A 12,236-nucleotide genomic window follows, 5' to 3' on the forward strand; every position below is an offset into this window, starting at 1 on the left:
ATCCAATCGCGCATTCCCATTCAGCGCGGGATAATACGGCCCTGCTTGGGGTCACAAGCTTTTCCCCTCGTTGGTATTGGCGGCTCAGAAGGATCGAACGCAATGACAGATTGGCTCCAGAGCTATGGAGAAATGGCTGAGCGGGTTCGCCGCCATTCTTGGGAGGACACGCCGCTCGGGCCGCCTGCCCAGTGGCCCGATGTATTGAAGACCACCGTGGCGCTGAGCCTCGCCTCGCATTTTCCCCAGGCCATCGTATGGGGGCCGGACCTGATTACGTTGTACAACGATGCGTTCCTGCCGATCCTCGGCAGCAAGCCCGAGGCGCTGGGGCGGCCGTTCAATGAGGTTTGGCAGGAGGTCTGGAGCGATATCGGGCCGATCGTGCAGGGCGCCTTCGATGGGCAAGCGACCTTTATAGAGAACTTCCCCCTGGTCATTGAGCGCGGCGGCGGTCCTGAGCAGGCTTATTTCACCTTCTGCTACAGCCCCATCCGTGACCAGTTCGGCAAGGTCGTGGGCATGCTGGATACGGTCACCGAGACCACGTCCACGGTGTTCATGACCCAGCGCCTGGCCGTGCTGGATGCCATCGGCAATGCCGTGGCAAACGCCACCGACCCGCAGAGCATCATGGCAGCCACCACACGGATCCTGGCGGCGCACCTGAACCTGTCCAACTGTGCCTACGCGGACATGGATGAGGACGAGGACGGCTTCACCATTCGTGGTGATTGGGCCAGGGTGGGGTCGCCGCATATCCTTGGGCATTATCGACTGGCTGATTTTGGCCGACTGGCGGTCACTAACCTGCGAACTGGCAAGCCGCTGGTGATCAACGATAACCTCAAGGAGCTGGCGCCGGAGGAAGCGGCGACGTTCCAGGCCATTGGCATCGCGGCCACCATCTGCGTGCCGTTGATCAAGGGCGGGCGATTGACCGCGCTGATGGCGATCCACGATAAAACGCCGCGAGTCTGGTCATCCAACGACCTGGCGCTGTTGATGGAAGTCACAGAGCGATCCTGGGCCCACATCGAGCGTGCCCGTGCCGACGCTGCCGTGCGCGAAGGCCTGGCGGCCCTGGCCGAATTGAACGCGACGCTGGAAGAACGGGTCGAGGAGCGCACCACGCGCTTGAAACAGACCGAAGCGGCGCTGCGCCAATCGCAAAAGCTCGAAGCCATCGGCCAGCTCACCGGCGGCGTGGCTCATGACTTCAACAACCTGCTGACCATCATTCGTTCTTCGGTCGACTTCCTGCGCATGCCCAGCCTGTCCGAGGAGCGTCGGCAGCGCTACATGACGGCGGTGTCCGAAACCGTGGAGCGCGCCTCCAAGTTGACCAGCCAGTTGCTCGCGTTTGCCCGACGCCAGCCGTTGAAGCCGCAAGTCATCGATGTGGGCAAGCAAGTGCAGAGCCTGGGGGACATGCTGCAAACCGTCACCGGGGCGCGGATCCAGGTCCATGTCGAGTTGTGCGATCGGCCCTGTTACATCCGGGCGGATCTGAGCCAGTTCGAGACCGCGCTGATCAACATGGCCCTCAATGCCCGGGATGCCATGAATGGCCAGGGTACGCTGTGGCTTCGGCTCAGTTGCGGCGGTGGCATGCCGCCGATCCGTGGTCATGCCGGGGCCGGGCAATCCTTTGCTGCCATTGCCTTGGCGGACACCGGTACCGGTATTGACTCGCCAGTGCTCGAGCACATCTTCGAACCCTTCTTCACCACCAAGGAAGTGGGCAAGGGCACGGGGCTGGGCTTGTCCCAGGTGTTTGGCTTTGCCAAGCAGTCCGGTGGCAACGTCGATGTTTCGACCGTGGTGGGCGAGGGCACGGTGTTCACCTTGTACCTTCCAGAAGTGGCGCCCGAGAAAAACCACGAGCCGGTCAAGGAAGAACTCACCCACCTGCTGCCGGAAAAGGGCAAGTGTCGGGTGTTGATCGTGGAAGACAACCTGGAGGTGGGGCGTTTTGCCAACCAGATCCTTCAGGACCTGGGCTACGAAACTGCCTGGGCGACCAACGCCGAAGAAGCGCTGGAAATGGTCGGTCCGGATGCGATGGCATTCGACGCGGTATTTTCTGATGTGGTGATGCCGGGGATCAGCGGCATTGCCCTGGCCAGGGAACTGCGCCAGCGGCGCCCGGATTTGCCTGTGGTGCTGACCTCTGGTTACAGCGAAGAGTTGGCCCACAGCGGCCATGAGGGCTTTGAATTCTTGTCCAAGCCCTATTCTGCGGATCAGGTTTCCCGGGTTCTAAACCGGACTATATTGGGGGCTGAATGAGTGTTTCCTTTTTGAAACAGTGAGTTCCATTCGTCGGCCAAGGGCTTTGTTGAATCAACAGTCTGTTGATGACCGACTAGTCTCATTGTCGTGAAGGTCGATATTGTCAGGCAACCGGTTGTTGCCGGTATGGGCCTCGATGAAGGGGAAAGGCAATGGGAGCACCGTATAGCGAGGAGAACACTGCCGCGTATCCGATCAATGAAGGGTTGCAGTGTGGCCAGTCGGCCTATCATGCGGACTTCGGTGACGAGCCGATCAAGTCCATCAGGACGAAGGTGGCCAAAGTGCAGCGAGGGGAGAAGGCCAAGTTCTTGCCCAGGGTCCCGGTCAGAAAGTGACGGCGGATCGTGGTAGGGGAGCTTGCTCCCGCCGGGCTGCATAGCAGCCCTTTTTTTTGATCGTTTTTTTCATTCCCATGCTCCTGCGTGGGAACGTCGCCAGGGACGCTCCGCGTTCCGCTTCTGGGGCCTCTCTACATAAATATTTTTCATCTTTTCTCAACTGGCATTTACTTTCACGTTTCTTTCACAAGCAGGTACGTACTCTCAGCTCATCCGTTAGAAAGCAGTACCTGCCCGTTTCCCCAGCGGGCTTTTTTTTGCCTGTCATAAAATAAACCCCCGTTTTGTTGTCCAACCATCATGGCTGACGCTGTCTGGCGTAAACTCGCGCCCGCGCGCACCGGCCATTTCTCCCCGATGCGGCATTTTTGAGGTTTCTATCATGCGTTTGACTTTGTCCACCTTGGTACTGGGGTTGGTGGTTGCCCAGGGCGCGATGGCTGCCGGCGACGGTACCGCCGCGGTCGGCGGTGGTCTGGGCGGTGTATTGGGCAACGTGGTCGGCCAGCAGATGGGCGGCAGCACCGGCGCCGCGATTGGCGCGGGCGTTGGCGGCGCAGCCGGCAGTGCCGTAGGCGCTCGCAAGGGCAGCCGCACCGAAGCGGCCATTGGCGGTGGCTTGGGGTCGGCCGGTGGTTCGGTTGTCGGTAACCGTCTGGGCGGCTCGACCGGCTCCACCATCGGCGCAGGCATCGGCGGCGCGGCGGGCGGCGCGTTGGGCAGCAACCTGTCCAATGACAACGACCGTCACTCCAGTGGCAAGAAGTACAAGCACAAGAGAAAGCATCGTTAAGCGGATGCTTGGATGAATAGACCCGGCCTTGTGCCGTGATGCTGTTCATCTGGAAAAAACGGCGCTTCTTTCAGAAATGGGAAGCGCCGTTTTTTTTTGCTTCTTTTGATGCCCAAAGCAAGCGCAACAGACAGCTCCAGCCGCTATGCAACCGCACCACCGCCATCGCGAGCAAGCTCGCTCCCACATTGGGCCGCAGTGAACATAGAACTCATGAACACCCGAGATCACCTGTGGGAGCAAAGCTTGCTCGCGATGAGGCCAGCAAACCCAACATCCATGTGACTGAGCCACCGCCATCGCGAGCAAGCTTTGCTCCCACAGATGTGATGGGTGTATGACCGGGAGAACCAGGTCGGCTATCAGGCCGCCACACGGTGGCCCACGTAGCAATGCTTGTGTTCAGGCACACCGAGCCTAAGCGAGGTGCCGAGTGGTGGGCATAAAAGCGTTTTGCTTACTTTTGACTGGGCCGGCTTCCGGGCTTTTCAAAAGTGACCCGCCGTAAGGGCGGAACCATAAGCCGCCGTTACCAAAAAAACGGATATACACTCCAACCTGCCCCCCCCAAAAAAAACGGCAAATCAAAATCTCCGGAACGATTGCCATCCCCCCGCTTCGAACTCATACATCCATCAACAATTGCGAGGTGTGCCATGACGCCGCAAACGCAAGGCCAGGAAGAACAAGACTCCTCGGGCGCACCTGTGGTCAATGACCCGGGCAATGAAGACCCCGGTTCCCTGATGGATGACGCCCAGGTTCCCTTGATCGAGGAAGATGAAACCCCGGAATACCCGCTGCCTTCGCCCACCAACTCCCTGAGCCGCGACCAGCGTCCACCCGATGACGATGCGGGCGTCGAGCAAGTACCCAGCGACGATGAGGATGTCGAAGCGACCCCGGATGACCCGGACATCGCCGGTGACGATGCCTCCGGCAAGCCGAGCTGATCGCAGGTCCGTCTGTCGATTCAGCGGCACCATCGTCCCGCCACGCGTGCCACACATCAGGTAAGGATCTTGAAAAGGAGACTCACCATGATGAAGTCCAACATGACAGCGCTGACACTCGCCGGGATTCTTTCGCTCAGTTCACTGGCTGCCTTGGCAGAATCTTCGGGCGGCACGCCCCCCGTGGACAAGGGCGGGATGCCCCCTTCCTCAGAAATGGAGGCCGGCTCCAACTCCGGTGCCAACGGTAACGCCTTGCCCCCGGGCTCCGTGAGCGGCGGCAACGGCGGCGATGCCAACGGCAGTAGCACCAGTCCCGGCACCGGGAGCGGTTCGATGAGTGGAGGCAGCACGATGGGCGGTGCCGACGCCGGCGGTGGGACCAACGGAGGAACCGGTACCAGCGACAGTGGTGCCAGTGGTTCGGGCTCTGGCAGCTCGGGCCAATAGCCGTCCCACCATCATCCGGCATCGATCTGCTTTTGTGACGAGGGCGCTTGCTCCCGCTCGGTTGCACCGTAGGAGCTGTCGAGTGCAACGAGGCTGCGATCTTTCCCCTGTCAATTGAGTCCTGAGCGAAAGATCAAAAGATCGCAGCCTCCGGCAGCTCCTACAGAGCGCAACCCAGCGGGAACAAGCTCCCTCGTCACGGACCCCGTCCATAGATTTCCCATTGCCGGTTCCAAGCCCCCTTCGTTATCCTGCTGAATCCTTTAAGGCGAACACGCTGCCCTGGCCGCACCTGAGCCATCCCTGGAATGTTGTGTTGATAACGGATCAGATGCGATGAATGCACCCCTGAAAGAGTTTGGCCCGATCAAGGCTGTGATTTTCGACATGGATGGGCTGTTGCTGGACACCGAGGGGATCTACACCGAGGTCACGTCCATCATCGCCGAGCGCTACGGGCGCACGTTCGATTGGAGCGTCAAACAGAACATCATCGGGCGCGGGGCCACGGACCTGGCCAATTACGTCGTTCAGGCGCTGGAATTGCCGATCACCCCCGAAGAGTTCCTGGTCATCCGCGAGCCCTTGATGCGCGAGCGTTTTCCTCATGCCCTGGGGATGCCCGGCGCCGAGGAACTGGTGCGGCATTTGAAGGCCCACAACGTTCCGATTGCGGTGGGCACCAGTTCGTCGAGCCCCACGTTCGCACTGAAAACCACCTTGCACCGGGAATGGTTCGCGCTGTTCGACTTCATCGTGACGGCGGATGATCCTGAGGTCGGCGCGGCGAAACCGGCGCCGGATATCTTCCTCACTGCTGCCCGGCGCCTGGGTGTCGAGCCGCGCGACTGCCTGGTGTTCGAGGATTCGCCGTTCGGGGTGACTGCCGCGAAAGCCGCCGGCATGACCGCCATTGCCATTCCGGATTCGGCCATGGCGGATGAAAAGTACGCCCACGCCGACGGGATCATTCGCTCCTTGAAAATGTTCCAGCCCAGCCTTTGCGGTCTGCCGGAGTTGGAGTGGGCCTGACCCCATCGCGCTACACAACAAAACGCCGGTCATGGTTAAAGCCATGACCGGCGTTTTTTCATGCCTGTATCAGGCGCCGAAACCACCGTCGATGGTCAGGCTGGCGCCGGTGATGTAACCGGCTTCCGGCCCTGCCAGGTAGGCGACGAAGCTGGCGATTTCATCGACGTTGCCGTAGCGCCCGACAGCCATCAGCGACATCAGGCTGGAGGCGAATTCGCTGTCGGCCGGGTTCATGTCGGTGTCCACCGGGCCGGGCTGCACGTTGTTGACGGTGATGCCGCGTGGGCCGAGGTCACGGGCCAGGCCTTTGGTCAGGCCCACCAGCGCGGCTTTGCTCATGGCATAGGGCCCGCCGCCGGCGAAGGGCATGCGGTCGGCGTTGGTGCTGCCGATGTTGATGATCCGGCCCCCTTCGCCCATGTGCCGCGCAGCGGCCTGAGTGGCGATGAACACGCTGCGCACGTTGATGGCCAGGGTCTGGTCGAAATCTTCGAGTTTGAATTCATCCAGCGGCCCTATCGCCAGCACGCCAGCATTGTTGACCAGGATGTCCAATCGGCCAAAAGCCTCGACGGTGGCCGCGACGGCGTTACGGATGGCCTCGGCGTCGGCGCTGTCGGCCTTGATCGCCAGGGCCTTGCCGCCTGCAGCGGTGATGCTGTTCTGCAGTTCTTCAGATTTTGCGCCAGAGCTGACGTAGGTGAAGGCTACGGCGGCGCCTTCTGCTGCCAGGCGTTTGACGATGGCGGCGCCGATGCCGCGAGAACCGCCTTGGATCAAGGCGACTTTACCGCTCAGTGCTTGGTTACTCATGATAATCTCCAAAAAGTGCCGGGGCGAGATGCCGCGGTGATGGGGCGAGTATCAAGAAGGTGCCGTGGGCTGTGTAGACCGTCATTGCTATAGTCTGTCTAAACCAAAAGTTTAGAGTGAGGCTCATGGAGACCTTCAACAGTATCGAATGCTTCGTGCGCAGTGCCGAAGTCGGCAGCTTTGCCGAGGCGGCGCGACGTCTGAGCGTGACCCCGGCCGCGGTGGGTAAAAGCGTCGCCAAGCTGGAGGCGCGAATGGGCGTACGCCTGTTCCAGCGTAGCACCCGAAGCCTGAGGCTGACCGAAGCCGGCCAGTTGTTCTTGGGGGAAGTCGGTAGCAGCTTCAACACCATCCAGAACGCCGTCGCCAACCTGGCCAGCGCCGGCGGGCAACCGGCGGGGACGCTGAAAGTGAGCATGGGCACGGCGTTCGGTCGATTGTATGTCGTGCCGTTGCTGGGGGAGTTTCTGCGACGTTATCCGGCGATCAACCCCGACTGGCATTTCGATAATCGCCAGGTGGACCTGATCGGCCAGGGCTTCGATGCCGCCATCGGCGGCGGTTTCGAGCTGCCCCAGGGGGTGGTGGCGCGCAAGTTGACGGTGGCTCATCGGGTGCTGGTTGCATCAACGGACTATCTGCAAGCGCATGCCGCCGTGACAGAACCGGAAGATCTGTCACTGCATCAAGGCATCCTGATTCGCTCACCACAGACCGGGCGGGTGCGTTCCTGGCAACTGACCAGCCGCAATCGGGAACACAGCCCGCTGACGCTCAAGACGCGCATGACCATGAGTGATTCGGAAGCCGACTGCGCGGCCGCCGCCCAAGGGTTGGGCATCGGCCTGGTGAGCATGCCGATCGCCGTTCCCTTCCTGGAAAACGGGACGCTGCAGCGGGTGCTGCCGGACTGGTATGTCGACGATGGCAACATCTCCATCTACTACGCCGAACACAAACTGTTGCCGGGCAAGACCCGGGCGTTTGTGGATTTCATCATCGAGCAGTTTTCCGAGCAGGGGTTGGCGCGGCGGTTCAGTGCGGTTTGAGCCGGGCTTGGAATCGAGTTGGCCCCAATCGCGAGCAAGCTCGCTCCCACACTGGTTTTGTAGCGACCACACATTTCGTGATCGCCAAAAATCCCTGTGGGAGCGAGCCTGCTCGCGAAGGGGGCACCTCAGTCTAAAACCGTGAACTCACCGCCCAAACCGCCCCGGCCAGCCAATGATGGTCTTGGGCCGAGGCGTCGCGTAAGTGCGTACTTTCGACGTCGACAACCCCAGCCGCACCAGCGCTTCGGCAATGGTCACCGCCGCCGTCACCCCATCGACCACCGGCACGCCGGTGCGCTGGCGGATCTGCTCGTCGAGCCCGGCCATGCCGCCGCAGCCCAGGCAGATCACTTCGGCCTTGTCCTGGCTCACTGCCAGTTCAGCCTGTTGGACGATGGCTTCAATCGCCCGTTGCGGATCCTGCTCCAGTTCAAGCACCGCCAAACCACTGGCCCGTACCGAGGCGCAGCGGTCGAACAGGCCGGACAGCTTGAGCCGGTCTTCGATCAGCGGCACGGTGCGGTCCAGGGTGGTGACCACCGAGTAAGCGTGGCCGAGGAACATGGCGGTGCTGGCGCCGGCATCGGTGATGTCCACCACCGGCACGTTGAGCAGTTCCTGCAAGCCTTCACGACCGTGTTCGCCATAACCGGCCTGGATCACCGCGTCGAACGGCTGGTCGTAGGACATCACCCGGTCCATCACCGCGATGGCCGCCAGGTAACTTTCAAAATTGCCCTCGATCGAGTCGGCACCGAAATGCGGCGTGAGCCCGACGATCTCGGTGCCCGGGGCGGCGACGGCCTGGGCCTGGCGGGCGATGGCCTGGGTGATGGATTCGGTGGTGTTGACGTTGACCACGAGAATTCGCATGAGCTGTCCTCCTTAACACATAAAAATAAGTGGCCCGAACCTGGCGGGCCGCTTGAGCAATCAATGATTGACGTTATCCACAGCGATGGATTCGCCGCTGACGTCCTCGTAGTACGGCTGGCGCTTGGCGATGATCAGGTACAGCAGCCCTGCAATCGAAGCGCCAATCAGCCAGGAGAATGGTGAAACGCTGTCAAAACCAGGCACCAGCGCCAGGATAATCGCGATCAGCGCCGCTGGAATGAACGCTGCCACCGCCCGCAGGTTGACTCCATTGCTGTAGAAATACGCCCCGTTTGGGTCCTCGCTATACAGTTGCGGCACGTTGATGCGGCCTTTTCGCAGCAGCCAGTAGTCGACCATGATCACGCCGTACAGCGGCCCGAGCAGGGCGCCGAGGCCGGACAGGAAATACACGATCACCAGCGGGCTGTTGTAGAGGTTCCACGGCAGGATCAGCACGGCAATGGCGGCGCTGATCAACCCGGCGCGGCGGAAGGTCAGGTATTTGGGCGCCAGGTTGCTGAGCACAAAGGCCGGGGCGACGAAGTTGGCCATGATGTTCACCGCCACGGTGACGATCAGGAAGGCCAGGCAGCCCAACACGAGGAAGAAGGTGTTGGGGATCGAGGCAATCACCTGGGTCGGGCTTTCAATGATTTGCCCATTGATCTGGAACTGCGCACCGCAGAGCAGGATGGTGATCCCGGCAAACACCAGGATGTTCACCGGCAGGCCCCAGAAATTGCCGACGACGATGGTCCGGCGGCACGGCGAGGAGCGGGCGAAGTCGCAGAAATTGAGAATCAAGGTGCCGTAGATCGACAGCCACAGCGCGCCACCGGCAAAGATATTGCGCCACATCTCGCCTCCGGTCAGCGGTTCGCGGATCGACCAGGCAATGGTGGCGTCGGCCTGGGTATACATCCAACCGGCCAGGGCGGCGACAGTCACCAGGATCACCGGCCCGGCAAAACCTTCGTAGCGGCGCACTGTTTCCATGCCGTAGGCCAGGATCACCAGTTGAACGAACCAGATCGCCACGAAACACACCCAGCCCAGGCTCGACAGGCCGAGGATCGAGTCGTGGTCGTAGTCGGCGAAGCTCGGGTGGATCGCCACCAGCAACACCCGGAACACCACCGACGCCAGGTAGGTCTGGATACCGAACCAGGCAATGGCGATGACCGCCCTGATCAAGGCCGGAATCTGCGCGCCATGGATCCCGAAGCTGATCCGGCTGATCACCGGGAACGGCACCCCGGTTTTCTGGCCCATGTAGCCGGACAGGTTCATGAAGCCATACACCAGCGCCGCGCCTATCCCGAGGGACAGCAAGATCTGCCAGCCACCCAGGCCCAGGGCATAGAGGCCGATGGCGAAGGAGTAGTTGGCGATGTTGTGCACGTCGTTGGTCCACAGGGCAAAGATGCTGTAGCGACCCCAGCGTCGACCTTCGGCCTTGGTCGGCGCCAGGTCTTTGTTGTGCAGCCTCGGGCTCAGGGCCAGGGACGCGGCAGTGTTGTCGTCGAGGGCCGTGGTGGTGGAGGGCAGATCCAGCGCGATGTTATTGGAGAGACTTGTACGCATTCCGGCAGGCTCCTGATTCTCGGCGCAGCGATGACTGTGCATGAGCGCGGAGCTCGACAAATCTTCGTCGCGGCGGGCGAGCATCATTGATTACGGGGCATCTGCAGCCTGTACGGGATAGGGCGCTTCAGGCTTGCGGATCTAAAGTGTGTGTATGTTTTATATAAGTTGTATACAAAACATGTGTCGACTAAAGCCAGATCTATGCCACTTACGGATCTATTCGAAGAAGCACTAATTTCGTTTCGTTATGATCGTTGAGTAACTAACTGAAATACCGTGATTTAAAACTGACCGTTTAAACAGGTATTTATTTTTTGGCGAACGCCAGTGGAGTTGGAAGGGCAGGCGAGGCGGGAAGGTGTGTGTAACCTTTGGGGGCAGTAACGTAATAAGTGCACACAAAAATGCCACTTGTAGTGACATTTTTGTGTACAGGGTGCGGCGGACGCTTAGACGGTCTTGGATTTGGCGATGATGTTACCGGCGTGCAGCCCGCATTCTTTCTGCGTGGCTTCTTCCCACCACCAACGGCCTTCGCGCTCGTGCTGGTTTGGCAGCACCGGGCGGGTGCAGGGCTCGCAGCCGATGCTGATGAAACCGCGTTCATGCAGGCTGTTGTAAGGCAGCTCCAGCATGCGGATGTAACCCCAGACTTCTTCGCTGGTCATCTGCGACAGGGGGTTGAACTTGTACAGGGTACGCTCCGGAGTGGAAAACGCCGTGTCGATTTCCAACACCGCCACCTGGCTGCGGGTGCCGGGGCTCTGGTCGCGGCGCTGGCCGGTGGCCCAGGCGCGGACATCGGTCAGTTTGCGCCGCAATGGTTCGATCTTGCGGATGCCACAGCACTCGCCGTGACCGTCCTTGTAGAAGCTGAACAGGCCTTTTTCCTTCACGAAGGGTTCAAGTTTCGTGTAGTCCGGCGAAACCAGCTCGATGTCGATCTTGTAGTGCTCGCGCACTTGGTCGATGAAACGATAGGTTTCCGGGTGCAGGCGGCCGGTGTCGAGGCTGAACACCTTGACGTTCTTGTTCAGTTTCCAGGCCATGTCCACCAGCACCACGTCTTCGGCGCCGCTGAAGGATATCCACAGCTCGTCGCCGAATTCGGCGAAGGCCAGTTTGAGGATGTCCTGCGGGGACTTGTTGGCATAGGTCGTGGCGAGTTCCACGACGTCAAACGATGGGCTCATCAGGGCGGTTTCCTACAGGTCGGTGGCGCTGGGCGCTCTATATGGGGCTGATGGTAACAAAAGCTGTCGGGGCTGGCGCGTTCCTGTGCGTTGCGCAGGCTTCGACGAATGGCTAGAGTCGGCAAGCCTTTTGTTCGCTCAACCGATAAACATCAGAAAAAATGGGAGTGTCTTGTGGAAATTGCCTGTCTCGACCTGGAAGGTGTACTGGTCCCGGAGATCTGGATCGCCTTCGCTGAAAAAACCGGGATTGACTCCCTCAGGGCAACCACTCGGGACATTCCCGACTACGACGTGCTGATGAAGCAACGGTTGCGCATCCTCGATGAACACGGCCTCAAGCTTTCCGACATCCAGGAAGTCATCGCCACCCTCAAGCCGCTGGACGGCGCCATCGAATTCGTCGACTGGCTGCGTGAGCGCTTCCAGGTGGTGATTCTTTCCGACACGTTCTACGAATTTTCCCAGCCGTTGATGCGCCAGTTGGGCTTCCCGACGTTGCTCTGCCATCGCTTGATTACCGATGACAGCGGGCGGGTGACCGGCTACCAGTTGCGTCAGAAAGATCCCAAGCGCCAGTCGGTCCTGTCCTTCAAGAGCCTGTACTACCGGGTGATCGCGGCGGGGGATTCCTACAACGACACTACGATGCTGGGCGAAGCCGATGCGGGGATTCTGTTCCATGCGCCTGAAAACGTGATCCGTGAATTCCCGCAATTCCCGGCGGTGCACAGCTTTGCCGAGTTGAAGCAGGAATTCCTCAAGGCTTCGAACCGCAGCCTGAGCCTGTAACAGACGCCATTACTGTAGGTACAAAACCTGTGGGAGCGAGCTTGCTCGCGATA

At 60.4% G+C, this 12,236-nt stretch carries 12 protein-coding genes; 8 read left to right on the forward strand and 4 right to left on the reverse strand.

Annotated elements, in window-relative coordinates; translation table 11 throughout:
• Positions 1–102 precede the first annotated feature (102 nt).
• The 6 genes from KGA89_RS22270 (at position 103) to KGA89_RS22295 (ending at position 5,864) form a co-directional block, all read left to right on the forward strand.
• A complete protein-coding gene (locus tag KGA89_RS22270; protein ID WP_013693961.1) occupies positions 103–2,292 on the forward strand; it encodes a response regulator in 2,190 nt (729 codons plus the stop codon).
• 726 nt (positions 2,293–3,018) lie between these two features.
• Positions 3,019–3,429 carry a glycine zipper domain-containing protein gene (locus KGA89_RS22275; RefSeq protein WP_003204097.1) on the forward strand — a complete coding sequence of 137 codons (411 nt, stop codon included), beginning with the start codon at positions 3,019–3,021 and terminating at the stop codon, positions 3,427–3,429.
• A gap of 35 nt (positions 3,430–3,464) precedes the next feature.
• The gene (locus KGA89_RS22280; protein WP_223472555.1) at positions 3,465–3,770 is read left to right on the forward strand and encodes a hypothetical protein; all 306 of its coding nucleotides are present in this window, start codon (positions 3,465–3,467) and stop codon (positions 3,768–3,770) included.
• A gap of 405 nt (positions 3,771–4,175) precedes the next feature.
• A complete protein-coding gene (locus tag KGA89_RS22285) occupies positions 4,176–4,382 on the forward strand; it encodes a hypothetical protein (RefSeq protein WP_027911463.1) in 207 nt (68 codons plus the stop codon).
• Between the two features lie 87 nt (positions 4,383–4,469).
• On the forward strand, positions 4,470–4,832 hold the full coding sequence (locus KGA89_RS22290) for a hypothetical protein (protein ID WP_003204092.1): 363 nt from the start codon (positions 4,470–4,472) through the stop codon (positions 4,830–4,832).
• A 336-nt stretch (positions 4,833–5,168) separates the two neighbouring features.
• Positions 5,169–5,864 carry an HAD-IA family hydrolase gene (locus tag KGA89_RS22295; RefSeq protein ID WP_003204089.1) on the forward strand — a complete coding sequence of 232 codons (696 nt, stop codon included), beginning with the start codon at positions 5,169–5,171 and terminating at the stop codon, positions 5,862–5,864.
• 69 nt (positions 5,865–5,933) lie between these two features.
• Here the strand turns inward: KGA89_RS22295 and KGA89_RS22300 are convergent, their stop codons facing one another.
• Positions 5,934–6,680, reverse strand: coding sequence for a 3-oxoacyl-ACP reductase family protein (locus KGA89_RS22300; protein ID WP_003204087.1), 747 nt, complete (start codon positions 6,678–6,680; stop codon positions 5,934–5,936).
• 125 nt (positions 6,681–6,805) lie between these two features.
• Between KGA89_RS22300 and KGA89_RS22305 the strand changes: the two genes are divergently transcribed.
• Entirely contained in the window at positions 6,806–7,729 is a 924-nt protein-coding gene (locus KGA89_RS22305) for a LysR family transcriptional regulator (protein ID WP_003204082.1), read from the forward strand.
• Between the two features lie 147 nt (positions 7,730–7,876).
• Here KGA89_RS22305 and KGA89_RS22310 read toward each other — a convergent pair whose 3' ends face one another.
• The 3 genes from KGA89_RS22310 to KGA89_RS22320 form a co-directional block, all read right to left on the reverse strand.
• Positions 7,877–8,605 (reverse strand): aspartate/glutamate racemase family protein, encoded by a 729-nt coding sequence (locus KGA89_RS22310; protein WP_003204081.1) that lies wholly within the window; start codon positions 8,603–8,605, stop codon positions 7,877–7,879.
• Positions 8,606–8,665: 60 nt separating this feature from the next.
• The gene (locus tag KGA89_RS22315; RefSeq protein WP_003204080.1) at positions 8,666–10,195 is read right to left on the reverse strand and encodes an NCS1 family nucleobase:cation symporter-1; all 1,530 of its coding nucleotides are present in this window, start codon (positions 10,193–10,195) and stop codon (positions 8,666–8,668) included.
• 452 nt (positions 10,196–10,647) lie between these two features.
• Complete coding sequence (locus tag KGA89_RS22320; RefSeq protein WP_013693959.1) at positions 10,648–11,391, reverse strand: phosphoadenylyl-sulfate reductase; 744 nt, start codon at positions 11,389–11,391, stop codon at positions 10,648–10,650.
• A gap of 174 nt (positions 11,392–11,565) precedes the next feature.
• On the opposite strand from KGA89_RS22320, the gene thrH reads away from it, so the two are divergent.
• On the forward strand, positions 11,566–12,183 hold the full coding sequence (thrH, locus tag KGA89_RS22325; RefSeq protein WP_223472556.1) for a bifunctional phosphoserine phosphatase/homoserine phosphotransferase ThrH: 618 nt from the start codon (positions 11,566–11,568) through the stop codon (positions 12,181–12,183).
• Positions 12,184–12,236 lie beyond the last annotated feature (53 nt).

The sequence above is a fragment of the Pseudomonas sp. A-RE-22 genome (assembly GCF_019956035.1).
GTDB classification, from domain to species: domain Bacteria; phylum Pseudomonadota; class Gammaproteobacteria; order Pseudomonadales; family Pseudomonadaceae; genus Aquipseudomonas; species Aquipseudomonas brassicacearum.

What these genes read in the sequence shown, in the direction of transcription:
- KGA89_RS22270 (WP_013693961.1), top strand. Translation starts at nt 103, where the DNA reads ATGACAGATTGGCTCCAGAGCTATGGAGAAATGGCTGAGCGGGTTCGC.
- KGA89_RS22275 (WP_003204097.1), top strand. Translation starts at nt 3,019, where the DNA reads ATGCGTTTGACTTTGTCCACCTTGGTACTGGGGTTGGTGGTTGCCCAG.
- KGA89_RS22285 (WP_027911463.1), top strand. Translation starts at nt 4,176, where the DNA reads ATGGATGACGCCCAGGTTCCCTTGATCGAGGAAGATGAAACCCCGGAA.
- KGA89_RS22290 (WP_003204092.1), top strand. Translation starts at nt 4,470, where the DNA reads ATGATGAAGTCCAACATGACAGCGCTGACACTCGCCGGGATTCTTTCG.
- KGA89_RS22295 (WP_003204089.1), top strand. Translation starts at nt 5,169, where the DNA reads ATGAATGCACCCCTGAAAGAGTTTGGCCCGATCAAGGCTGTGATTTTC.
- KGA89_RS22300 (WP_003204087.1), bottom strand. Translation starts at nt 6,680, where the DNA reads ATGAGTAACCAAGCACTGAGCGGTAAAGTCGCCTTGATCCAAGGCGGT.
- KGA89_RS22305 (WP_003204082.1), top strand. Translation starts at nt 6,806, where the DNA reads ATGGAGACCTTCAACAGTATCGAATGCTTCGTGCGCAGTGCCGAAGTC.
- KGA89_RS22310 (WP_003204081.1), bottom strand. Translation starts at nt 8,605, where the DNA reads ATGCGAATTCTCGTGGTCAACGTCAACACCACCGAATCCATCACCCAG.
- KGA89_RS22315 (WP_003204080.1), bottom strand. Translation starts at nt 10,195, where the DNA reads ATGCGTACAAGTCTCTCCAATAACATCGCGCTGGATCTGCCCTCCACC.
- KGA89_RS22320 (WP_013693959.1), bottom strand. Translation starts at nt 11,391, where the DNA reads ATGAGCCCATCGTTTGACGTCGTGGAACTCGCCACGACCTATGCCAAC.